General features: G+C 49.4%; 17 protein-coding genes and 2 pseudogenes. 13 read left to right on the forward strand and 6 right to left on the reverse strand.

The features are described 5' to 3' along the window. Positions 1 to 167: 167 nt before the first annotated feature. Together ppk1 and ppx are read left to right on the forward strand one after the other, a co-directional pair. Complete coding sequence (ppk1, locus tag AC0IWZ_RS15470) at positions 168 to 2,228, forward strand: polyphosphate kinase 1 (RefSeq protein ID WP_034497592.1); 2,061 nt, start codon at positions 168 to 170, stop codon at positions 2,226 to 2,228. A gap of 23 nt (positions 2,229 to 2,251) precedes the next feature. After that, positions 2,252 to 3,793 carry an exopolyphosphatase gene (gene ppx, locus AC0IWZ_RS15475; protein WP_471678975.1) on the forward strand — a complete coding sequence of 514 codons (1,542 nt, stop codon included), beginning with the start codon at positions 2,252 to 2,254 and terminating at the stop codon, positions 3,791 to 3,793. A 32-nt stretch (positions 3,794 to 3,825) separates the two neighbouring features. On the opposite strand, the gene AC0IWZ_RS15480 is transcribed toward ppx, so the two are convergent. Beyond that, on the reverse strand, positions 3,826 to 6,072 hold the full coding sequence (locus AC0IWZ_RS15480) for a sensor domain-containing phosphodiesterase (protein ID WP_471678974.1): 2,247 nt from the start codon (positions 6,070 to 6,072) through the stop codon (positions 3,826 to 3,828). A 348-nt stretch (positions 6,073 to 6,420) separates the two neighbouring features. Between AC0IWZ_RS15480 and AC0IWZ_RS15485 the strand changes: the two genes are divergently transcribed. Continuing rightward, a complete protein-coding gene (locus tag AC0IWZ_RS15485) occupies positions 6,421 to 6,609 on the forward strand; it encodes a YfgG family protein (protein ID WP_072011191.1) in 189 nt (62 codons plus the stop codon). A 150-nt stretch (positions 6,610 to 6,759) separates the two neighbouring features. Continuing rightward, positions 6,760 to 7,650 carry a manganese-dependent inorganic pyrophosphatase gene (locus AC0IWZ_RS15490; RefSeq protein ID WP_471678973.1) on the forward strand — a complete coding sequence of 297 codons (891 nt, stop codon included), beginning with the start codon at positions 6,760 to 6,762 and terminating at the stop codon, positions 7,648 to 7,650. Between the two features lie 83 nt (positions 7,651 to 7,733). Here AC0IWZ_RS15490 and guaA read toward each other — a convergent pair whose 3' ends face one another. Next, positions 7,734 to 9,311: a glutamine-hydrolyzing GMP synthase gene (gene guaA / locus AC0IWZ_RS15495; RefSeq protein WP_034497631.1), complete on the reverse strand. Its 1,578-nt coding sequence runs from the start codon at positions 9,309 to 9,311 to the stop codon at positions 7,734 to 7,736. Positions 9,312 to 9,377: 66 nt separating this feature from the next. After that, positions 9,378 to 10,844: an IMP dehydrogenase gene (guaB, locus tag AC0IWZ_RS15500; protein WP_034497634.1), complete on the reverse strand. Its 1,467-nt coding sequence runs from the start codon at positions 10,842 to 10,844 to the stop codon at positions 9,378 to 9,380. 169 nt (positions 10,845 to 11,013) lie between these two features. Between guaB and xseA the strand changes: the two genes are divergently transcribed. Further along, positions 11,014 to 12,396, forward strand: coding sequence for an exodeoxyribonuclease VII large subunit (gene xseA, locus AC0IWZ_RS15505; RefSeq protein ID WP_471680506.1), 1,383 nt, complete (start codon positions 11,014 to 11,016; stop codon positions 12,394 to 12,396). Positions 12,397 to 12,399: 3 nt separating this feature from the next. On the opposite strand, the gene AC0IWZ_RS15510 is transcribed toward xseA, so the two are convergent. Next, on the reverse strand, positions 12,400 to 12,621 hold the full coding sequence (locus tag AC0IWZ_RS15510; protein ID WP_172893484.1) for a zinc ribbon domain-containing protein: 222 nt from the start codon (positions 12,619 to 12,621) through the stop codon (positions 12,400 to 12,402). 170 nt (positions 12,622 to 12,791) lie between these two features. Beyond that, the gene (locus tag AC0IWZ_RS15515) at positions 12,792 to 13,787 is read right to left on the reverse strand and encodes a LacI family DNA-binding transcriptional regulator (RefSeq protein ID WP_471678971.1); all 996 of its coding nucleotides are present in this window, start codon (positions 13,785 to 13,787) and stop codon (positions 12,792 to 12,794) included. Between the two features lie 264 nt (positions 13,788 to 14,051). Between AC0IWZ_RS15515 and AC0IWZ_RS15520 the strand changes: the two genes are divergently transcribed. From AC0IWZ_RS15520 to AC0IWZ_RS15545, 6 genes are all read left to right on the forward strand, one after another. Then, positions 14,052 to 15,290, forward strand: coding sequence for an oligosaccharide MFS transporter (locus AC0IWZ_RS15520; protein WP_471678970.1), 1,239 nt, complete (start codon positions 14,052 to 14,054; stop codon positions 15,288 to 15,290). 19 nt (positions 15,291 to 15,309) lie between these two features. Continuing rightward, positions 15,310 to 16,746, forward strand: a complete 1,437-nt coding sequence (locus AC0IWZ_RS15525) for a glycoside hydrolase family 32 protein (protein WP_471678969.1) — start codon at positions 15,310 to 15,312, stop codon at positions 16,744 to 16,746. A 96-nt stretch (positions 16,747 to 16,842) separates the two neighbouring features. Further along, the gene (locus AC0IWZ_RS15530) at positions 16,843 to 18,111 is read left to right on the forward strand and encodes an OmpG porin family protein (protein ID WP_471678968.1); all 1,269 of its coding nucleotides are present in this window, start codon (positions 16,843 to 16,845) and stop codon (positions 18,109 to 18,111) included. Positions 18,112 to 18,125: 14 nt separating this feature from the next. After that, entirely contained in the window at positions 18,126 to 19,619 is a 1,494-nt protein-coding gene (locus AC0IWZ_RS15535) for a glycoside hydrolase domain-containing protein (protein ID WP_471678967.1), read from the forward strand. A 12-nt stretch (positions 19,620 to 19,631) separates the two neighbouring features. After that, a complete protein-coding gene (locus AC0IWZ_RS15540; RefSeq protein WP_034497655.1) occupies positions 19,632 to 20,645 on the forward strand; it encodes an OmpG porin family protein in 1,014 nt (337 codons plus the stop codon). A gap of 46 nt (positions 20,646 to 20,691) precedes the next feature. After that, positions 20,692 to 21,660 carry an aminoimidazole riboside kinase gene (locus AC0IWZ_RS15545; protein ID WP_034497658.1) on the forward strand — a complete coding sequence of 323 codons (969 nt, stop codon included), beginning with the start codon at positions 20,692 to 20,694 and terminating at the stop codon, positions 21,658 to 21,660. Here AC0IWZ_RS15545 and AC0IWZ_RS15550 read toward each other — a convergent pair. Next, a pseudogene (locus AC0IWZ_RS15550) lies at positions 21,638 to 21,760 on the reverse strand (hypothetical protein); the annotation flags it as partial. The gene AC0IWZ_RS15545 and the pseudogene AC0IWZ_RS15550 overlap by 23 nt on opposite strands. On the opposite strand from AC0IWZ_RS15550, the pseudogene AC0IWZ_RS15555 reads away from it, so the two are divergent. Continuing rightward, a pseudogene (locus tag AC0IWZ_RS15555) lies at positions 21,755 to 21,925 on the forward strand (hypothetical protein); the annotation flags it as partial. The pseudogenes AC0IWZ_RS15550 and AC0IWZ_RS15555 sit on opposite strands and share 6 nt — an antisense overlap. Positions 21,926 to 21,934: 9 nt before the next feature. After that, a complete protein-coding gene (locus tag AC0IWZ_RS15560) occupies positions 21,935 to 22,558 on the forward strand; it encodes a lysozyme inhibitor LprI family protein (protein WP_471678966.1) in 624 nt (207 codons plus the stop codon). Positions 22,559 to 22,634 lie beyond the last annotated feature (76 nt).

Raw genomic sequence — 22,634 nt, forward strand, 5'->3', positions numbered from 1 at the left:
GCCCCTTTTTCATTTCTCCGACCTACGACGCTTACTTAACGTAAATCACATCTTAAATCGCGTTTTGTCATACTTTACGGCCAGCGTTGGACATTCCCCGCCAAAGCTCGCCATAATGACAGACGTGACGGCATTTTAACGTCCACGAAAACGGAGTGTGAGGGCTAATGGGTCAGGATAAGCTGTACATCGAAAAAGAACTGAGTTGGTTGAATTTTAACGAACGCGTGCTCCAGGAAGCGGCGGATAAAATTAACCCGCTGATCGAGAGAATGCGTTTTCTCGGCATCTATTCGAATAACCTTGATGAATTCTACAAGGTCCGTTTCGCCGAACTTAAACGGCGCATTCTGATCAGTGAAGAACAAGGTACGGCACCTAATTCGCGCCATTTGCTTAATAAAATTCAGGCGCGCGTGCTGAAAGCCGACCAGGAATTTGATGGGCTGTATAACGATTTGCTGTTGGAAATGGCGCGTAATCAGATCTTCTTGATCAACGAACGCCAGCTTTCGCCAAATCAGCAAAACTGGCTGCGTCATTACTTCAAACACTATTTGCGCCAGCACATCACACCGATCCTCATCAATAACGAAACCGATCTGGTGCAGTTCCTTAAAGATGATTACACCTATCTGGCGGTTGAGATTATTCAGGGCAGCGATATTCGTTACGCCCTGCTAGAAATCCCGTCCGATAAAGTGCCCCGTTTCGTGAATTTGCCGCCGGAAGCACCCCGTCGCCGCAAACCAATGATCCTGCTCGATAACATTCTGCGTTATTGCCTGGATGACATTTTCAAAGGGTTCTTCGATTACGATTCGTTGAATGCTTACTCAATGAAAATGACCCGCGACGCAGAATACGACCTGGTGACAGAAATGGAGTCCAGCCTGCTGGAACTGATGTCATCAAGCTTAAAACAGCGCCTCACCGCCGAGCCGGTGCGTTTTGTTTACCAGCGCGATATGCCTGATGCGATGGTCGAAATGCTACGTAATAAGCTGACTATCACTAATTACGACTCCATTATTCCCGGTGGCCGTTACCACAATTTTAAAGATTTCATTAACTTCCCAAATGTTGGCAAAGCCAATTTAATCAACAAACCTCTGCCGCGGCTGCGCCATATCTGGTTCGATAAATTCCGTAACGGATTTGATGCGATTCGTAATCGTGACGTGCTGCTTTATTACCCGTATCACACTTTTGAACACGTGCTGGAATTACTGCGTCAGGCCTCGTTCGACCCGAGCGTACTGGCGATTAAAATCAATATTTACCGCGTCGCGAAAGACTCGCGCATTATTGAGTCGATGATTCATGCCGCACACAATGGCAAGAAAGTCACCGTGGTGGTTGAGCTGCAAGCGCGTTTTGACGAAGAAGCCAATATTCATTGGGCAAAGCGCCTGACCGAAGCCGGGGTGCACGTCATTTTCTCGGCACCGGGTCTGAAGATCCACGCAAAATTATTCCTGATTTCGCGTAAAGAAGGTGAAGAAGTGGTGCGTTATGCCCACATCGGCACCGGTAACTTTAACGAGAAAACCGCTCGTCTATATACCGACTATTCCTTGCTGACCTGCGATGCGCGCATCACCAATGAAGTGCGCCGGGTATTCAACTTTATCGAAAACCCGTATCGCCCGGTGACGTTTGAACATCTGATGGTTTCGCCGCAGAACTCACGCCGCCTGCTTTACGATTTGGTCGATAAAGAAATTGCGAATGCGCAAAACGGCGAACCGTCTGGCATTACTCTGAAACTCAATAACCTGGTCGATAAAGGGCTGGTAGACAGGCTGTATGCTGCGTCAAGCTCGGGTGTGAAGGTGAATTTGCTGGTGCGCGGTATGTGCTCGCTTATCCCAAATCTGGAGGGGATCAGCGATAACATTCGGGTTATCAGTATCGTAGACCGTTATCTGGAACACGACCGGGTCTATATATTTGAAAATGGTGGCGATAAGAAAGTGTATCTTTCGTCTGCCGACTGGATGACGCGCAACATTGATTACCGTATCGAAGTTGCGGTTGCCATCCTCGATCCGCGCCTGAAACAACGGGTGCTGGATATTATTGAAATCTTGTTCAGTGACACGGTGAAAGCCCGCTATCTCGACAAAGAGTTGAGTAACCGCTATGTTCCGCGCGGTAATCGCCGCAAGGTGCGCTCACAGCTGGCGATTTACGATTACATCAAGTCTCTGGAACAACCTGAATAACGCATCATGCTGACTATAAAATCATGCCAATAAAAAAACATGCTCCACGACCGCAAGAATTCGCTGCGGTAGATCTTGGCTCGAACAGCTTCCACATGGTTATTGCCCGTGTGGTTGACGGCGCGATGCAAATCATCGGACGCCTGAAACAACGTGTTCATTTGGCTGATGGCCTGAATGCCGACAACGAGTTAAGCGAAGAGGCGATTGAACGTGGGCTGTCATGCCTTGCGTTATTTGCTGAACGTTTGCAGGGTTTCTCGGCCGATAACGTCTGCATCGTCGGCACGCACAGTTTGCGTCAGGCAGTGAACGCCGAAGAGTTCCTCAAACGTGCCGAGCAGGTTATCCCCTACCCGATTGAGATTATTTCCGGTAATGAAGAAGCGCGCCTGATTTTCATGGGTGTGGAACATACCCAACCTGAAAAAGGCCGCAAACTGGTGATTGATATCGGTGGCGGTTCGACCGAGTTAGTCATCGGCGAAGATTTCGAGCCGATGCTGGTCGAAAGCCGCCGTATGGGCTGTGTGAGCTTTGCGCAAAACTTTTTCCCACGGGGTGCTATTACCGCCGAAAACTTCAAACGCGCGCGGCTTGCTGCGGTACAAAAGCTGGAGAATCTTTCCTGGCAGTACCGTTTACAAGGCTGGAATGTGGCGATGGGCGCTTCTGGCACCATCAAAGCGGCCCACGAAGTGCTGGTCAGCATGGGCGAAAAAGACGGCATTATTACGCCTGAGCGCCTGGAAATGCTGCGCGATGAAGTGTTGAAGTACAAAAGTTTCAGCGCAATGAGCCTGCCGGGTTTATCCGAGGAACGCAAAGCGGTGTTTGTGCCGGGGCTGGCGATTCTGTGCGGCGTGTTTGACTCATTGGCTATCCGTGAACTGCGTTTGTCTGACGGGGCGTTGCGTGAAGGCGTGCTGTATGAAATGGAAGGCCGTTTCCGCCATCAGGACATACGCATCCGTACTGCGCAAAGTCTGGCTGACCAATATCATATCGACAGCGATCAGGCCAAGCGCGTGCTGGCGACAACCGAACATATTTATCAGCAGTGGGAAGTGCAAAACCCGAAACAGGCAAATCCGCAAATGTCCGCGCTGTTGAAATGGTCAGCCATGCTGCATGAGGTCGGGCTGAATATTAACCACAGCGGGCTTCATCGCCATTCGGCTTATATTCTGCAACACAGCGACCTGCCTGGATTTAACCAGGAACAGCAGACGCTCATTGCATCGTTAGTGCGTTATCACCGTAAAGGGGTGAAAATTGACGATCTGCCGCGCTTCACGCTGTTTAAGAAAAAGCAGTTCTTGCCGTTAATCCAGATTCTGCGCCTGGCTGTATTACTCAACAATCAACGCCAGGCGACAACCACGCCACCAACGCTGGTGCTGGAAACGGACGAGCATCAGTGGACGCTGCGTTTCCCCTATGACTGGTTCAGCCAGAACACACTGGTGTTGCTGGACTTAGAGCGGGAACAGCAATACTGGGATAATACGCCAGGCTGGAAACTTAAAATTGAAGAAGAAGCCAGCCCAAACATCGCGGCGTGATGATTAACAAATTTAAGCGCCCAAACGGGCGCTTAGTTTTTCACCTGTAAGCGCTGTTTAATGAGAAGTGATTCAAGTAACCGCGGACGCCCAATTAAATATCCCTGAATGTAATCAATCCCCAGGCTTTGTACTGCCGCTTTCACCGCTTCATTTTCGACATACTCGGCAACTAACTGCATCTTTTTCATGCGCGCTAACTGGCAGATGGACTCAACAATCTGGTAATCCAGACTGCTGGTCAGTATGTTGCGAATAAAACTGCCGTCGATTTTTAGGATGTCGGCACTAATGTCTTTCAGACGCGCATAACTGGCATAACCTGTGCCGAAATCATCGATTGCCACGCGGCATCCCATGTTTTGCAATGTGGTCAGCGTCATATTGGCCTGCTCAAGATTGGTTAATGAGTTACTTTCGGTCACTTCAAAAATGAGCTGCCAGGGCTGAATTTTATACTGCGCCAGCAGGCATTTGACTTCACTGGCAAACTGCAAGCGCCCGACCGAAGCCGGTGTCAGGTTAATCGAAAAACGGCTGCCGGGGAGTTGTTCACGGTGTGCGTCCATGAATTTTAGCGTTGCTTCAATCACCCATTTATCGATTTTAGATGACAAGCCAAACTCATGCGCCACTGGCAAAAAGGTATCAGGCATAAACAAATTATCACCTTCATTATCCCCTTTCATTCGCAACAAAATCTCATGGTAATGGTCGCCTCGAATCCCTTCGATTCGCTGCGCCATCAAAACGAAATCCCCTGAATCAATGGCACTTTGCACACGATTCATCATGGCGACTTTATTTTTTATCGCATTCTGCACAGGGTTTGTGCCCTGCTGCTGCAAGTTCTCAGGCTTAGACGTCGCGAGCGACAAATCCGCCATCGTACTGAGCTCGCCTAACAAGAAATAAATATGAGTCACCGGTTGGCGAATGTAGCAATAACTCATGCCCACTTGCGGCTGCATTGCCATTCCATCCCACATAAAACGGAACTGTTTGACGCGCTGGTCGATAGCTTCAATACGCTCGTGGTAATCATCATAATTTACCCGCACTGCCAGTTCATGCCCCGACAAGTGATAAACCTTTTCTCTATCCTCAAGCACTGGCTGCAAGTAATCATTTAGCTGCTGCTTATATTGAATGCGAAGCTGCACGCCATAGTTGCGACCCAGAAGTTCAAGCTCAGGTATGCGTAAAAAAGCCAGAGCCGAATATGGGTGACGGGATAAATCTCGGTTAAGCGCCCGCAGATTTGGCATCTGTACCACGGGGTCGATAAAAGCAACGCGTCGCGCTTTGTTGTGCAAAAAACGCTGGCGCGTGGTGACGACCGCCATCAAATAAATGGTAATAGAAAAAACCGCATAACAAGATGAGGCAATTGCCAGGTGAAGCTGGAAGCCCATATACGGTGGCAAGTAGTTTTGAAAACCGCTACACAAGATAGTAAGAATCACCATCCAGATCGTGGTGATAAACAGAAAACCAAAGCGCATCGCGCCCCACAACATCAGCGGCAGAATCAGCGTTAAGGTGTAATCGGTCGTGAAAATGCTACTGACATCGTCAATCGGTATTAATAACAAACTCATCAGCGCCATAACAATAACTGCCCATATCGCAATCTCGCCTTTGGTCACGCCCGATTGCATTTGGGCTTTCATTCGCGACAAAAACGAAAAAATAAAGCGCGGGTTTCGGCACATGCGAATGATGGAATAGAAAAATGGCATTCCCGTCAGGCAGCCAACAAGCACAGCCTGGAAATTAATCAATGTACGAGCGTGAAACGGGTTTTCCGCGACCGTTGAGTTGACGCCGTCATACCAGCCGAAGAAAAGCCCAAGCTGATAGATAATCAAAAAAATAAATGAGTTGACGATGACCAGCCACAGCATGCGTTGCGCCGTTAATTTGATGATGCCAAACATCACTGAACTGCGCCGGGGCACGAATATACGGTAGCCTCCCCAGCTAACCGCAATGGGGAGCAGAAAATGAATCACCGACAATAACGCGGTAATTTCCCCTTTCATAGGAACGTAACGGATTAACAACGCGAGAATAATGCCAGGGAAAGCGGCCCAACCGAAAAGCAGTGTGAAAGCCGTCATCAGACCAAGCGGCATATAGACGAGGAAAACGCGGCTCCCTTCCATCACGGTATTAGCATTACACCAAACAGCAATGGGAAGCAGCAGACTCGGCAGCACCAGAGGTAGCGCCCACCATTTGTTCTTATTGTTCTTGTACCAGCTTGCCAGAGACATTGAAATTCGCCAGGAACCCTATCATCCAGCTCGGGTAAGTTTCGAACAGGTATCCAACCCGGACGTTATGCCCATATTGCTATGGGATAGAGTGCAGATTTTAGTTAGGGATTACGTTATGAATATGATCTAAATCAATTTCCTTAATGAGTATGTCCTTTATTTACGATTTATTCAAAAAAGTAACTGGAGATATACTGATCAACTAATATTAAGAAATGTTTATATAACAAGGAGAAATGATTTCGCGTTCATTTCCAGGAAGAACAGGATTTGACCTTCAGGCATCACTATGCCTAAATATTGCTGTCGCCCGCGGTTGACGGGTAAACATCAAGGATCATTTGCGTGACACAGGTTACGAGTATGCGAAGACGACATAAATTTAATAATCGTATGACCCGCATTATTCTGCTCATCAGTTTTCTCTTCCTTTTTGGCCGTTTTGTCTATTCTGCCATCGGTGCCTGGTACCATCATCAGGACAAAGTAGAAGCACAGCAAAGTAGCCTGTCCGTGGACAATACTAGCCGGTAAGGCCTCACTTCAAGACATTGATATTCTAACCGCCAAACAGGTGGTCGATGCCTCACGCCTGAAGGTTGTGAAATGAGCGCGGATGGCATCCTATACTCTAACGACACGCAGTGAAGTGCACAGAATAAATTTGTGACAAGGAGAGAGTAGATGATACATGTCTTTGGCCATCTAAATCCCGATAGCGATACCGTCTGCACAGCGTACATGGCTGCACGCTGGCTGACGATTAAAGGGCGTAATGCCCAGGCGTTTCGTCTCGGTGAGTTAAACAGAGAAACAAACTATATATTCCGCCATGCGGGCCTGACGCCTCCGCCGCTGCTTGATGATTCCCTTGCTGGCAAAGATGTCTGGCTGGTTGATTTCACCGAACCCGCGCAAGGGCCAGCCTCGCTGAATGAAAGCAATGTTGTCGGGATTATCGACCATCACCGTCTTGGCGGCCTGATCACTCAGCTCCCTCCTGAAGTGTGGATAAAACCTGTCGGCAGCAGTGCGACATTGTTATGGCAACTGATGACTCCGACCATTCGCCATGAGATTTCCCGCAGCGAAGCCATTTTGCTTTTGGGAGCGGCGTTGAGTGATACCGTCGCACTTCGCTCGCCGACGACCACTGATGAAGACCGCCAGGCTGTAGATGAGCTCTGCTCTCTCGCCAAAGTGGATCGTGAAGATTTCATTCGTGATTTGCTGACCGCCAAGACAGATATTGTCGGTTTGAACGCAGACGAACTGTTGAATAAAGACAGTAAAATGTTTGATATTTCAGGGAATAAAGTACTGGTCGCACAACTCGAATTGTATTCTCTGGACCAGGCAGAACCGCTTATCGATGAGCTTAAATCAGCGATGGAGCAGCGGGTCACAACTTCGGGAGCTGGCCTGGTGGTTTTGATGCTGACCGATATCAGCGCTGAGTGCTCAAGGCTCTACTTTGCTGGCCCCGCACTTACCGATAACGCTCCCTGCACCATCGCCGGGATGTTAAGTCGCAAAAAACAATTACTTCCCTGGCTGCATGCGCGGCTCGGTTAAATTGCACCATAAAAAAAGCCCATTAAAAAATGGGCTTCGATTTAACTGACTACGAGATAGTGACAGTTATGCCTGACGGCTCGTTATTCCCACTCGATAGTCGCTGGCGGTTTGCCAGAAATATCGTAAACCACACGGGAAATACCGTTAACTTCGTTGATAATGCGGTTGGAAACACGGCCAAGGAAATCGTATGGCAGGTGCGCCCAATGCGCGGTCATAAAGTCGATGGTTTCAACTGCACGCAGTGAGACAACCCAATCGTATTTACGGCCATCGCCCATCACGCCAACAGAGCGTACCGGCAAGAACACGGTAAATGCCTGGCTGACTTTGTTGTAGAGATCTGCTTTATGCAGTTCTTCAATAAAGATCGCATCAGCACGACGCAGCAGGTCGCAATACTCTTTCTTCACTTCACCCAGCACGCGCACGCCTAAACCTGGCCCCGGGAACGGGTGGCGGTAAAGCATGTCGTATGGCAGGCCCAGTTCCAGGCCAATTTTGCGTACTTCGTCTTTGAACAGCTCACGCAGCGGCTCAACCAGACCCATCTTCATCTCTTTCGGCAAGCCGCCCACGTTGTGGTGAGATTTGATGACGTGTGCTTTACCGGTCGCAGAAGCAGCAGATTCGATGACGTCAGGATAAATGGTGCCCTGAGCCAACCACTTCACGTCTTCCAGTTTCAGTGCTTCTTCATCGAACACTTCAACAAACACGCGGCCAATGATTTTACGTTTCGCTTCCGGATCGTTCTCACCCGCCAACGCGGACAAGAAACGTTCTTCGCCTTTAACGTGAATGATGTTCAGACCGAAGTGATCGCCAAACATGTCCATCACTTGTTCAGCTTCGTTCAAACGCAGCAGGCCGTTATCAACGAATACACAAGTCAGACGGTCGCCAATCGCGCGGTGCAGCAGCATGGCGGTAACGGAAGAATCCACGCCACCTGACAAGCCCAGAATCACTTTGTCATTGCCCACTTGTTCACGCAGGCGAACAATCGCATCTTCGATGATTTTTGCCGGAGTCCACAGTGCTTCGCAGCCGCAGATATCCAGAACAAAACGTTCCAGCAAACGCTGGCCCTGACGGGTATGGGTCACTTCCGGGTGGAACTGCACACCATAGAAACGTTTTTCTTCGTTCGCCATAATCGCGAACGGGCATGTTTCGGTGCTGGCAACGGTCACGAAGTCTGAAGGGATCGCGGTGACTTTATCGCCGTGGCTCATCCAGACATCGAGCAGTGGTTTGCCATCTGCACTCAGGGAATCTTCGATACCGCGAACCAGTGCGCTGTCTGTTTTAACTTCGACCTGCGCGTAACCAAATTCACGTTCGTTAGAACCCTCAACGTGGCCGCCAAGCTGCATCGCCATGGTCTGCATGCCGTAGCACACGCCAAATACTGGCACACCTGCGGTGAAGACATATTCAGGCGCACGTGGGCTGTTATGTTCAGTGGTACTTTCCGGGCCACCAGAAAGGATGATACCGCTTGGGTTGAAATCACGAATCTGTGCTTCAGTGACATCCCATGCCCACAGCTCACAGTAAACGCCCAATTCACGCACACGGCGCGCAACGAGTTGAGTGTACTGAGAACCGAAATCAAGGATAAGTATGCGATGTTTATGGATATTTTCCGTCATTGAGGCTAATTCCGAGGCAAGTGAAACAAAATAAAAACACCCGGCATAAAGCCGGGCGCAGAAATTTTAAGAACCCATACGGTAGTTCGGGGACTCTTTAGTAATCGTCACATCGTGAACGTGACTTTCCTGAATGCCCGCACCGCTGATGCGTACAAATTCCGCTTTGGTACGCAGCTCGTCGATAGTACCACAGCCGGTCAGACCCATGCAGGAGCGCAGGCCACCCATTTGCTGGTGAACGATCTCTTTCAGGTGGCCTTTGTAAGCCACGCGGCCTTCGATACCTTCCGGCACCAGTTTGTCCGCTGCGTTGTCAGTCTGGAAGTAACGGTCTGAAGAACCTTTAGACATCGCGCCCAGGGAACCCATACCGCGGTAGGATTTGAAAGAACGGCCCTGGTAAAGTTCGATTTCACCTGGAGATTCTTCAGTCCCTGCCAACATACCGCCAACCATCACCGCAGAAGCGCCTGCTGCGATAGCTTTCGCAATATCGCCGGAGAAGCGGATACCACCGTCAGCAATAACCGGGATGCCGGTACCTTCCAGCGCTTCAACTGCGTCAGCAACCGCAGTGATTTGTGGAACGCCCACGCCAGTAACGATACGAGTGGTACAGATGGAGCCAGGACCGATACCGACTTTAACCGCACTCACACCAGCGTCAGCCAGCGCGCGAGCGCCGTTCGCCGTAGCCACGTTGCCGCCAATGATTTGCAGGTCAGGATATTTAGCGCGAGTTTCACGAATACGTTGCAGAACGCCTTCGGAGTGACCGTGAGAGGAGTCAATCAGCAAAACATCGACACCAGCGGCTACCAGAGCGTCGATACGCTCTTCGTTGCCCGCACCTGCGCCAACGGCAGCCCCAACACGCAGACGGCCCTGGTCGTCTTTACAGGCGTTAGGTTTACGTTCTGCTTTCTGGAAGTCTTTTACGGTAATCATGCCCTGCAGGTGGAAGTTGCCATCGACAACCAATGCCTTCTCAACGCGTTTTTCGTGCATTTTAGACAGCACAACATCACGCGCTTCGCCTTCTTTCACGGTAACCAGACGCTCTTTCGGGGTCATGTACACGCTGACAGGCTGGTTTAAGTCAGTGACGAAGCGAACGTCACGACCGGTGATAATACCGACCAGTTCGTTGGCTTCGGTGACAACAGGATAACCCGCGAAACCATTACGTGCGGTGAGTTCTTTAACTTCGTGCAGAGTGGTTGTCGGCAGCACGGTCTGTGGGTCAGTCACAACGCCACTTTCGTGTTTTTTCACGCGTTTGACTTCTTCAGCCTGGCGCTCAATCGACATATTTTTGTGGATGAAACCAAGTCCACCTTCCTGAGCCAAAGAAATGGCCAGACGGGCTTCCGTTACGGTATCCATGGCTGCGGACAGCATAGGGATATTCAAACGAATAGTTTTGGTCAACTGGGTGCTGAGATCGGCCGTGTTAGGCAGAACTGTAGAGTGAGCTGGAACGAGGAGAACGTCATCAAACGTCAGTGCTTCTTTAGCGATTCGTAGCATGGCAATATCTCAACCTGGGGTGAATGAGAACAGATAAAATATTGCCGCGGCATTATACAGAGCGGAATCGATTGCATCCACACTTTTTTAAGAAAACTCCTTGCCTAGGAGAATACGAAAGGTACTATTGACCGAATAACTTGCTGATTTAGAATTTGATCCAGGTCACATGCCAACGATAAATACTCCATCAATTTTTACCGTCAGCCGTCTGAATCAGACGGTTAGAATGCTGCTGGAACAAGAGATGGGGCAAGTCTGGATCAGCGGTGAAATTTCCAACTTCACCCAACCGGCTTCCGGTCACTGGTACTTCACGCTCAAAGACGATACCGCACAAATTCGTGGTGCAATGTTCCGTAACAGCAATCGTCGCGTCACCTTCCGTCCGCAACATGGGCAGCAGGTTTTGGTGCGTGCGACTCTGACGTTGTACGAGCCACGCGGTGATTACCAGATTATCGTTGAAAGCATGCAACCGGCGGGCGAAGGTTTGTTGCAGCAGCAATACGAAGAGCTGAAACAACGCCTCACCGCTGAAGGGTTGTTTGAACAAATCCATAAGCAGCCGTTACCAACACCGGCACACCAGGTCGGCGTCATTACCTCAAAAACCGGTGCCGCGCTGCATGACATTTTGCACGTGCTCAAACGCCGCGACCCTTCTCTGCCGGTAATTATTTATCCGACCGCTGTTCAGGGCGCTGATGCGCCGATGCAAATCATACGCGCTATTGAGCTGGCAAACGTGCGCAAAGAGTGTGACGTGCTGATTGTCGGGCGCGGCGGCGGCTCGCTGGAAGATTTATGGAGCTTTAACGATGAGCGCGTTGTCAGGGCTATCTTCGCAAGCAAGATCCCGATCGTTAGTGCCGTAGGGCATGAAACTGACGTCACGATCGCCGATTTTGTCGCAGATGTCCGCGCGCCAACGCCTTCAGCCGCAGCGGAAATTGTCAGCCGTAATCAGCTCGAATTACTGCGTCAGTTGCAATCGTCGCAGCAGCGTATGGAAATGGCGATGGATTATTATCTCGCCCAGCGCACGCAGCGCTTCACGCGCTTACAACATCGCCTGCAACAACAACATCCGCAACTGCGCCTGGCTCGCCAACAAACGACGCTTGAGCGTTTACAGCAGCGTTTGACCGTGGCAATGGACGCAAAACTGCGCCGCAGTTCGCAACAGCAGCAGCGCCTGATGCAGCGTTTGAACCAGCAACAACCACAAGCTCGAATTCATCGCGCGCAGACTCGTTTACAGCAGTTGGAATATCGTTTATCGCAGGTGGTCACGGCGCGTCTTAGCCAGACTCGCCAACGCTTCGGCACGGCTATCGCACAGCTTGAAGCAGTCAGTCCGCTGGCGACACTGGCGCGTGGTTATAGCGTCACAACGGCGACAGACGGCAAAGTGCTGAAGAAAACCAAACAGGTGAATTCTGGGGATACGCTAACAACGCGTCTGGAAGATGGCTGGGTGGAAAGCCAGGTCACCGGCATTACACCGGTGAAGCCTGTACGCAAGCGTAAAACGGCGGCGAAAAGCTAAAACTTATTCGACAACAGGCACGAACTCGACGCGTTTCTTCGAGATCAAACCATGTCCATTCTGGCAAAAATAATCCACCGCACCGCAGGCTTTTAAAACTTCCAGCGGCTTGTGGCAATCCGGGCAGCGAGCCTCAAGACGAAAATCCTGTTTGCAGGCTTCACAGTGCGCGCCTGTATCGGTTGGCTGGAGCGGGTTTTCACACACCGGGCATTTCGTTTCCATAATTACTCCTTTCAGTTCTACAACTCTATTCATCTTTTGTTGTACCCAGATGGAAACCTAAGCGCAAACCGATGGAATCGGAACACAACTGCATTTTTATTATTCGCCGGGAAGGTTTATTCCAAATATCGTCATTCGCATGCTGAGAATTATAGTTCCTCAATGCTTTCTCAAAATGATTCTCGCAACAGCCAGGGACTATCGACCAGCACTTTCTCTCGGTGGCTGTCGCCGTTGATGATGTGCAATGTACTTAAGCGCCCAATCTCATAGTGCGGTAGCTGGACAGTGGATAGCGGGGGGATAAACAAATTCCCGATCCCTACGAGGTTATCGTACCCAAGAACAGCAATATCCTGTGGGATTCGGATCCCTTGTGTCAACAGCGTCTGATATACCATAAATGCAATACGGTCATTGCCACAGATAACCGAATCAAATTGCGGTTGCCCCTGATGGATATGCGCCAGCAGAATGTCCGGAATATCACGGTAGTGCTCGTCACCATATTGCATATAGCAGTGCTCAAGCGTATCGGGATTGATATTGGCTTCACGGCAAGCGCGATCAAGCCCCCGACAGCGGCGAAGCGTCGCCAGATGGTTGGCAGGTAAATGCAAGCAGAGAGGGCGACGATACCCCGCCGCTAATAGCGCCTGCACTGCGGTATACTGCCCTTGTTCATCGTTAGGAATATAGCTGGCAACCAGTTCTCCCTTGTTCTCGCAATTGGCGAGTACAAGGGGGTGCTTCAGCAACTTGGGGGAGATGCTCACTTCGCGCAGCCCCATGGTGGTGAAAATAATCCCCCCAGGCCGGTGCGCGAGTAGCAGATCGACAATATCGTCAGGATTGTCATCAGCAAACATGTTAACCACGAAGCTATTCCAGCCATACGCCCGTGCGGTTTCTTCGATAGACAGCGTAATTTCGACTGAAAAAGGGGTAGTGACTGTATCCAGAGCAAGCACGCCAATTGTTTTATTCCTGGAGCCAACACGGCGCACCTGGCGGGCAGACAGATCCGGCACATAGTTGAGCTGTAAGATAGCCTCCTGCACCCGTGAAAGGGTTTCAGGTTTCACGCGTTTCGGATCATTCAGCACCCGCGACACGGTCATTAGAGATACATTGGCCAGTCTGGCCACATCTTTTAAAGACGCCATAACCTTCCATTAAAAAACTAACGATCCAATCCTGGTTTTGCACTCAATCCAGCGATTTAAGGGTTGTGATCAAACGCGAATTCCCTATTTTAAGCATCGAACCCCAAGGCTATGCAAACCACGATAAAAAATTTGATCTTGATCGCAACATATTAATGTTAACGTTAACTTTTGTGATTAACATCGGTTAACAAGCCAAAACTAAGTGTACATCAAAAATGTTAACGTTACCATTTATGCATACCCTCTTATGAGATTACATAAATGAAAAAACGGCCTTCACGCAGCTACCTGCTGCTCAGCGCTCTGCTGTTCTTTTTCTTTGTGACTTGGTCCTCGTCAAGTTCACTTCTCTCCATTTGGCTTAACCAGGAAGTGGGGCTAAAAGCATCGGAAACCGGCATTATCTTTTCCGTCTTATCCGTTTCCGCGCTCTTCGCTCAGGTTTGTTATGGCTTTATCCAGGATCGACTTGGCCTGCGCAAACATCTGTTATGGTTCATCACCGCCCTGCTGATCCTCTCCGGCCCCGCTTATCTGCTGTTTAGCTATTTGCTGAGCATCAACATTCTGTTGGGGAGCGCGTTCGGTGGTTTATTTATCGGGCTGACATTTAATGGTGGTATCGGCGTTCTGGAGTCTTATACCGAGCGCGTTGCGCGTCAGAGTACCTTTGAGTTTGGACGGGCCCGCATGTGGGGGTCTCTGGGCTGGGCTGTCGCCACGTTTTTTGCCGGGTTACTGTTTAATATCAACCCTGACCTTAACTTCCTGGTGGCCTCTTGCTCAGGGATAATCTTCTTCTGCCTGCTGCTCCGCTTAAAAGTCGCGGCTCCGGCATGCATGGAGAAACTCGAAATAGGCGCTAAAAAAGTCTCCCTGACAGATGCCCTGCGCTTGCTCACCTTACCGCACTTCTGGGCACTTATCTTCTTTGTGGTCGGAACCTGCATTTACGGCGTATACGACCAGCAATTCCCGGTCTATTTCTCTTCACAGTTCCCGACATTAAGAGAAGGGAACGCGATGTTTGGCTATTTAAACTCCTTCCAGGTCTTTCTAGAGGCAGCAGGCATGTTTTGTGCACCGTGGCTGGTTAACCGCATTGGCGCTAAAAATGGTCTGATATTCGCAGGGATGGTAATGGCGCTGCGCATGATTGCTTCCGGTCTGGTGGAAGGACCCCTGCTGATTTCAATTACCAAACTGCTTCACGCTGTTGAACTGCCGATACTGTTAGTCGCCATTTTTAAATACAACAGTCTAAATTTCGATAAACGCCTGTCCTCCACGATTTATCTGGTGGGATTCGCCTGCACCAGCTCGATTATTGGCTCCGTGTTATCCCCGCTGGCGGGCTTTAGCTATGAGAAATTCGGCTTCGCTCAGTCCTATCTGATCATGGGCATTACGGTGTTCTGCACCACGTTTATTTCCATTTTCCTTTTGCGCTCAAATCAACCCTCATCTGAGCCATCCTTTCTGCAGCAAAACGCTGTTTAATGTACTGAGAGTAAAGACAATGACATCCTTATTAGAACAGGCTGAACAGACGCTTGAAAAAGCACAATCCGCTATCAATCCACGCTGGTATCCGCGGTATCACCTTGCCGCTCGCGCAGGCTGGATGAATGATCCTAACGGCCTGGTGTGGTTTGATGGTTGGTATCACGCGTTTTATCAACATCACCCCTTTTCCCCTCAATGGGGTCCGATGCACTGGGGGCACGCCCGCAGCAAAGATCTGGTGCACTGGGAACATCTACCGGTTGCGCTGGCCCCGGAAGGCCCGGCGGATAAAGACGGCTGTTTCTCCGGCTCCGCCGTGGTGGACGGCGATACGCTGGCGCTGATTTATACCGGACATAAATTTCACGGTTCGGCAGACACCGACGACAATCTCTACCAGGTGCAGTGCCTGGCAAGCAGCTGTGACGGCATCCATTTTGAACGGCATGGCATGGTGATTGATACACCGCCAGGACTGCATCATTTTCGCGATCCGAAGGTGTGGCGCGAAGGTGAGTTCTGGTACATGGTTGTCGGTTCCCGCGTGGAGAATACTGGCCAGGTGCGCCTGTACCGCTCCACCGATCTCCGTGAGTGGCACGACAAAGGTATTTTCGCCGAGGCTGACGAAGGCATGGGTTTTATGTGGGAATGCCCGGATTTCTTTACCCTGGGAGATAAGCGCGTCCTGATGTTCTCCCCACAAGGGATGGCGGCGGAAGGTTATCATCATCGCAACCTCTTCCAGAGTGGCTATTTGCTCGGGGAATGGCAGCCAGGACAACCGTTCACCCATAATGGAGAATTTATTGAGCTGGACCATGGACACGACTTTTATGCTCCGCAAAGTTTCCTGACCCCGGATAACCGCCGCATTGTCATCGGCTGGCTGGCTATGTGGGAATCGCCGATGCCCGAACAGCAGGATGGATGGGCCGGTATGCTCTCTCTCCCGCGTGAATTAAGCCTTGATGACAATCATCGTGTGAAGATGAAACCCGCTGACGAAGTCACCGCACTGCGCGGCAGCTATTATCCCGCGCCCGTTCGCGACCTGAATAATCAGAAAGTCCTTGTCACGGCAAATGCCGAAGCGGTCGAGGTGCAGCTGGCATGGGATCTGAGCGCGTCTACGGCTGAACAGTTTGGCATGGCGTTAGGCGACGGGCTGAGAATATACGTCGACAATCAGGCCCAGCGTCTGGTGGTGGAGCGTAGCTATCCGAAATATTCACTTGAAGGGACGCGCAGCATTCCGCTGCCCGCAAACAGCTTACTGTCACTGCGAATATTTATTGATCGCTCATCAGTGGAAGTATTTGTTAACGATGGCGACGCTTGCTTAAGCAGCCGAATTTATCCGCAGCCGGATCAACGCGATATTTCACTGTTTGCGAATCACGGTATTGCCTCATTACAAGATGCCGGATACTGGTCTTTGGATAAATAATCCCACTCAGTTTCGACGTGTTTCTTACATTGAAAGCTTTTTATTTCTGCCAGTCTCTGGCTGGCATATTACTGTCTGGAATAATGAGATAGCAAAATGGATGAAATATTAGCACCTCAGCATCGCATTAGAGCGACAAATAAAAAAATATTCGTTTCAAGAAAACAGACACTGGCATTGATACTGTCATTGGTTACATATCCTGCCATTGCTGAAGAAACAACAGAACAGGCAGTAGATTATACAGGAAGCTATGAAAGCTATTTTCAAGATGAATCTGACACCAAAACAACGAGTACATCACTGGCAAAAAAAGAAAATAAGCAATCATCACTTAGCGTTGTTACTGCGGGTAAAGAATCTGAACCCACGGCATCGTCAGTGCCAGTAACATTATCAACTGATAATAAAACAGCTGAAGTGAAAAAAAATAATAACGTAGATAACCCGGAAGATGTCAGCCTATTGCGTTTAAGACAGGAAGACCCGCCGGTTCACTGGAACAGTATTGGTCGCAACATGGAAGTCGGCGGCCTGCACGGAAACATCGGGACTCAGGTAGAAATTGATGATGTTCGCTGGAGTAATAATAAGAAAGACAGCGGAAAATTCAAACTCGCCACCATCCAGGCTTTTTTAAGGCACGATGAATTACCAAACTGGTATTTTGGTTTCTGGAATGCCAGGGAAGATAGTTATAAAGGCCAGTTTAGCAATCAGGACTACAATGGAACCAATACCATCAATGAGATTTTTGTTGGTCATATTGTTGAAACCTGGCGAGGTAATATCGGTACGGAAGTCATGGTCGGTTCCGAAACAGCAACTAAACGCTGGAAGAATAGGTTCAAAGTCTGGCAAGACCTGCGACTGAGCAACAAATGGAGCCTTGCCGGATATGCTTATGGTGAATATCAGCCGCAGGGTAATGAGCCAGGAAATGGCGATCTTGATCAGTATATATTTGAAATTGAACCTGCCATTCAATACCGCGTGAGCTCGGATCTTGGTTTGTATCTTCGACCTTATTATTACTATAACCGTCAGGAGCGTGAAAGCTGGGGCGACATTATTGAAGAAGAATGGAAAGTCACGGCTGGACTCTGGCGAAATTGGTACCCTCTATTAACCTCGCTGTATTTTGGATTCGGTCAGGACAAAATAGATAATGCCAGCAATGCCAAAGAAGTTTTTTATGATGGCCGATATAAATTTATTGGCGGCACCATCAGCTATCCGGTTGTTGGTGAAGTGAGATTATATGGTGAATTCAAAGCGCAATTTACCAAAGAAACCGGACTCTGGACATCTACCGGTCACTCATGGAATCCATTTACCGTGGTTGGCGTGAATTATAACTTCTGACATTCAGGTATAGCATGAAAAAATCAACGTTGGTGGCATTCGTCGCTCTGCTGGCGCTCTCTGTTGGAAATACGACAGCCTGGTCGCAGCCATCTAAAGAAACATTACATAATAAAAGCATTAGTCATATTAATAACTTTTTCCCACGAGTGGAGGGTTCATTTATTGGTGACCCGATGCCTGTTTATAGCGATGGCAAATTTGATATTTTTTATCTTAATGATGTACGCGGTGGTAGCGATGTAGGAGTACACGCAATTCATCTGCTGTCGAGTGCCAACTTATATGATTATCAGAACCATTCGGAAGTGATTCCCTACGTTAACGACGTTGACGATCCTGAACTGCTATTGGGAACCGGCTCGATTATTAAAGTCGGCAATATCTGGCATGCCTGGTACACCGCACATAATGAAAATGTGTTCCCGGTGGAGTCCATTATGCACGCGACCAGTGAAGACCGTCTTCACTGGGTGAAACACCCTCAGGATACGATTCTGCCAGGCGGTAACTATCGGGGTAATGACTTCCGCGATCCCCATATTGCCTGGATTGAAGAAAAGAAAGAATACTGGATGTTAATTACTACCCGCAGCAATGGTCGTGGTGTTATTGCCCGGTACAGCTCAACCGATTTAAAGAACTGGGAAGACCGTGGGGTATTTTTTAATAACGATACTATTACCAGCAACGCAAACCTCGAATGCCCGACGCTTGTGTTCTTCAACGGACGTTGGTATCTCAGCTTTAGCGACCAATGGCCGCTACGCCTGACACAATATCGGGTCGCGGAGAATCCGGACGGGCCGTGGCGGAAAATGGACAATTATGTGGTCGATGGGTCGGGTTTATACGCAGGCAAACTGGCTCTCAAAAACGACCGCTTGTTTGTTTTCGGTTGGATCCCGACCAAAGCGGGAAACCGCGACAGCGGCAACATTGACTGGGCAGGAAATCTGGTAGTTCATGAGCTGACCGCAGATGACAAAGGCCAGCTCAATAGCATCCTCCCCCATGAGCTACTGACGGTCATCGATGACAACCCAGGTCCAGTTACCACCTTAACAAGCAGTAAAACGCTAAAAACGGCAACGCAGTTCGGCTTGTTACAGTCTTCTGTGTACCCACCCCTGCCCAAACGAGGTGAGTTAAGCGCAACGGTAGATGTTCCCTCTGCGGGAATGGTCATGAGCTTTGGGCTGACTGACGACAGAGTCAGTGATGCGACGCTCAACGTTGTGTTCAATAAGAGCAAAGGGAAAGTCTACTTTTTTAACGCTCCGCTCGCGTCGATTCATCAGGCCAACGCTGAATCCTGGGTGAATGTTCCGCTCGATGACAAAGTTGAGTTACGTGTTCTGGTTCAAAACTCAATTGCTGTTTTTTACATAAACAATAAAGCGGCATTCAGCACCCGGATGTATTCCATGCAGGAGAAACCATGGAGTATCAGTCTGCCTCAAAACGATAATTTTCACGCAATGCTGAAAATAAAAGAAATGATTTAACGGGATATTATTATGAAAAACCATCATGCCCTGTCTGTTATTTTTGTTCTTCTTTTTCCAGCGCTGGCGAATGCGAGTATGAGCATCATGAAGGATTCATCGGGAAAGGTTATTGCCGTGGATCCGTGGTCATATCTGGATGAGGATGTCATGTGGACCTCAACTCGCTCCTCCAATCCTGCCGGTGGTCGCGTTCACGGCCAGCTTAAAATGAAATATGCCATTGAGGATAATAACTGGCGTAACAGCCATTTCCACAGCGGGAATGATTCACTGACGTTTGTACAAGGGGTAATGCGTCATGATGCATTACCCGGTTGGTATCTGGCGTTCTCTGATGGCAGAACCACCAACTATAACGGCACGTGGGAGAACCAGACTTACATCAGCCAGAATCAGTGGACTCAGTTGATTATCGGCCACGAATATTTCTATAAGCGCCTTCGTTATGGCTGGGATGTTATGGGCGGGAGTGCGTCAATCGACGATCGTTGGCAAGGACGCGCCAAGTTCTTTACCGATTTGCGTGTTACGGACAATTTATCCTTCTTTAACTACCTGTATCAGCAGATTGACCATCGCCGCAGCGGTGGTTCACAAAATGACCGTGACGTACGTTCATTTCAGATTGAACCAGGGGTGCAATATATTATTAACAACACCACCGGGGTCTGGTTCCGCCAGCAATTTGCTTCTGCCATTTTAGACAGAGCGCAGTGGGGCGATATCGACGAAAAAAGCTGGACCGCTTCATTCGGCGTCTGGCGCAACTGGGGGAAATTATCCACAACACTGAGCGGCGGTTATGGGCATTATAAGAAAAACAATGCGCAGCCTGAAGATGGCGAAGTATTCCAAAATACCCGCAATCGCTTCCTGAAGGTGTCGGTGAATTATCCTTTGACCTCTCGTTTCACAGCATCTGGGGAAGTTACCGGTTCGTTGATAAACCAGAGCGGAAGCTGGGTCACTAATGGCGATGCCCTCACCACCGATTATAAGTTGATGCTGGATTATAACTTTTAAAAAATACGTTTGAATAAAATGAGTTAATTATCATTAAGGAAATATCATGAATATCTGGACTCTTGGCGATGCGGTGGTCGATCTTTTACCGCTTTCAGAGATGCAGTATCAAGCCTGCGCAGGAGGAGCCCCATTCAATGTTGCGGTAGGTGCTGCACGTTTACACAGCCAGAGTGGCTTTATTGGCCGGGTTGGTGATGACGACTTTGGTCATTTTCTAAAAAAAACGCTGTCTGACTCAGGCGTCTCAACCGCATGCCTTCAACTGGATAACCAGCACAAAACCAGTACGGTGCTGGTCTCTCTGAATAGTGGCGGAGAGCGCGAGTTTACGTTTTTAACCACCCCCTCCGCCGATCAATTTTTAACGTCCGATGCCCTTCCAGAATTTAGCAACGATATTCTGCACTTCTGCTCTCTGGCAATGGTCACCGACGTTTGCCGTAATACATTGGTTGCCGCCATCAGCAATGTTAAACAACGCGGGGGATTGCTGAGTTTCGATGTGAACTTACGGGAGCAAATGTGGCTCGACAAGCATGAAATGCTCGAGACGGTGCGCCATTTTTCCTCTCAGGCCGACATTCTTAAACTCTCGGAAGAAGAATGGTACTGGATGACAGGTACCCACAATTTTACCCTGGCGCTTGAAGGTCTTAAGGCGCTACCTGCACAACTGAAAGTAGTGACCTACGGTTCGCAAGGCGCCATGGTGTTATGGCGCGACAGCGTCATCCATTTCAATGGCTATACCGTCGATAGTGTCGATACAACCGGGGCTGGCGACGCTTTCGTCGCCGGTTTGTTGGCCTGGATTGCACATAATGGGATGCCGGAGAGCTTTGAACAGATCCATCAGGCCATTGCTCAGGCTGGTGCCTGTGGTGCCCTCGCGACAACCCGCAAAGGTGCATTGTCTGCCCTGCCGGATACCAAAGCGCTCAATGCCTTTATCAGCCAATTTTCTCTACCGGACTATGAGATAAAAAACCAAACGGGTTCTCGCCTTCCTTGAACTGGATACGGATTAGTGTACCCATAACATCCAGCGATTTGCGGAAGTAGTTCATCAAGTAACGCTTGTAGGAGTCCGGCAGGTCTTTAATCTGGTTGCCTACACCGCTGCCGCGTTTAAAGTTGCATGGCTCCTGGAATAAGCCTTCTTGCGCCGGTTAACCGGGGTGAAGCTGAAAGATGACAGTGATAATCCAGCCTTACATGAGCGTGTTAAATTCCCTGGCATAACGCATACTGAAGCCAGTACGCAAATTTCGACCTAAGGGTTCATCATGAAAAATATCGTTCTCATTGCGTTAGTTTTATTTCCGCTCGCTTCGCAAGCGGCGACTGAAAAGACGACACCTCCGCAGGCGTTCAATTTTAGCTGTGGGAAAACGGGCGGAACTTACAGTGACGGTAAAGGTGGCGTGTGGGTAAATGGTCAAAAAGCGACAATTAAACAGAGCAGCCCGACCTATTGGGAAGCGACCAGCGGTAAAACGGTGATCAGCATTGTGCGTTCAACAGACGGTAATCCTGAGATCTCTTTGACCGGCCCCAATCGTACTCACGGCGTCTGTTTGCCTGAAGATGAAGTAAGCTTCGCACCCACTGAAAATAAAAAATCGCAGCAGCAAACAGGCCCATCGTTTTCTTGCGCGGCCGTCAGCAAAGGCAGCATGGAAGACCTCATTTGCCAAAGTAAAACCCTTTCTGCTCAGGATCTAAAACTTACCGAGACGTACAAGCAAGCGCTGGCTAAATCCAAAAATAATCCGACGCTTAAAGCTGAACAACGAGGCTGGATTAGAGGGCGCAATGAGTGCTGGAAAGAAGACGATAAAAACGCGTGCCTGGCAGGCTCATATCAGCAACGCATCAGTGAGTTGCAAAGCAAATATGGCGTGAAGTGAAGATTAATTGCGAAATTTAAAGATAAAAAAACCCGGTTAAACCGGGTTTTTTTATGGCCAGGATGACTCCTCGCTA

The sequence above is a fragment of the Buttiauxella sp. AC142 genome, assembly GCF_979253435.1.

Bases quoted from the DNA above. Each gene is read 5' to 3' on its own strand.
- guaB (WP_034497634.1), bottom strand. From the start codon at position 10,844: ATGCTACGAATCGCTAAAGAAGCACTGACGTTTGATGACGTTCTCCTC.
- AC0IWZ_RS15515 (WP_471678971.1), bottom strand. From the start codon at position 13,787: ATGGCGTCTTTAAAAGATGTGGCCAGACTGGCCAATGTATCTCTAATG.
- ppk1 (WP_034497592.1), top strand. From the start codon at position 168: ATGGGTCAGGATAAGCTGTACATCGAAAAAGAACTGAGTTGGTTGAAT.
- ppx (WP_471678975.1), top strand. From the start codon at position 2,252: ATGCCAATAAAAAAACATGCTCCACGACCGCAAGAATTCGCTGCGGTA.
- AC0IWZ_RS15540 (WP_034497655.1), top strand. From the start codon at position 19,632: ATGAAAAACCATCATGCCCTGTCTGTTATTTTTGTTCTTCTTTTTCCA.
- AC0IWZ_RS15510 (WP_172893484.1), bottom strand. From the start codon at position 12,621: ATGGAAACGAAATGCCCGGTGTGTGAAAACCCGCTCCAGCCAACCGAT.
- guaA (WP_034497631.1), bottom strand. From the start codon at position 9,311: ATGACGGAAAATATCCATAAACATCGCATACTTATCCTTGATTTCGGT.
- AC0IWZ_RS15520 (WP_471678970.1), top strand. From the start codon at position 14,052: ATGAAAAAACGGCCTTCACGCAGCTACCTGCTGCTCAGCGCTCTGCTG.
- AC0IWZ_RS15535 (WP_471678967.1), top strand. From the start codon at position 18,126: ATGAAAAAATCAACGTTGGTGGCATTCGTCGCTCTGCTGGCGCTCTCT.
- AC0IWZ_RS15480 (WP_471678974.1), bottom strand. From the start codon at position 6,072: ATGTCTCTGGCAAGCTGGTACAAGAACAATAAGAACAAATGGTGGGCG.
- AC0IWZ_RS15525 (WP_471678969.1), top strand. From the start codon at position 15,310: ATGACATCCTTATTAGAACAGGCTGAACAGACGCTTGAAAAAGCACAA.
- xseA (WP_471680506.1), top strand. From the start codon at position 11,014: ATGCCAACGATAAATACTCCATCAATTTTTACCGTCAGCCGTCTGAAT.
- AC0IWZ_RS15545 (WP_034497658.1), top strand. From the start codon at position 20,692: ATGAATATCTGGACTCTTGGCGATGCGGTGGTCGATCTTTTACCGCTT.
- AC0IWZ_RS15490 (WP_471678973.1), top strand. From the start codon at position 6,760: ATGATACATGTCTTTGGCCATCTAAATCCCGATAGCGATACCGTCTGC.
- AC0IWZ_RS15560 (WP_471678966.1), top strand. From the start codon at position 21,935: ATGAAAAATATCGTTCTCATTGCGTTAGTTTTATTTCCGCTCGCTTCG.
- AC0IWZ_RS15530 (WP_471678968.1), top strand. From the start codon at position 16,843: ATGGATGAAATATTAGCACCTCAGCATCGCATTAGAGCGACAAATAAA.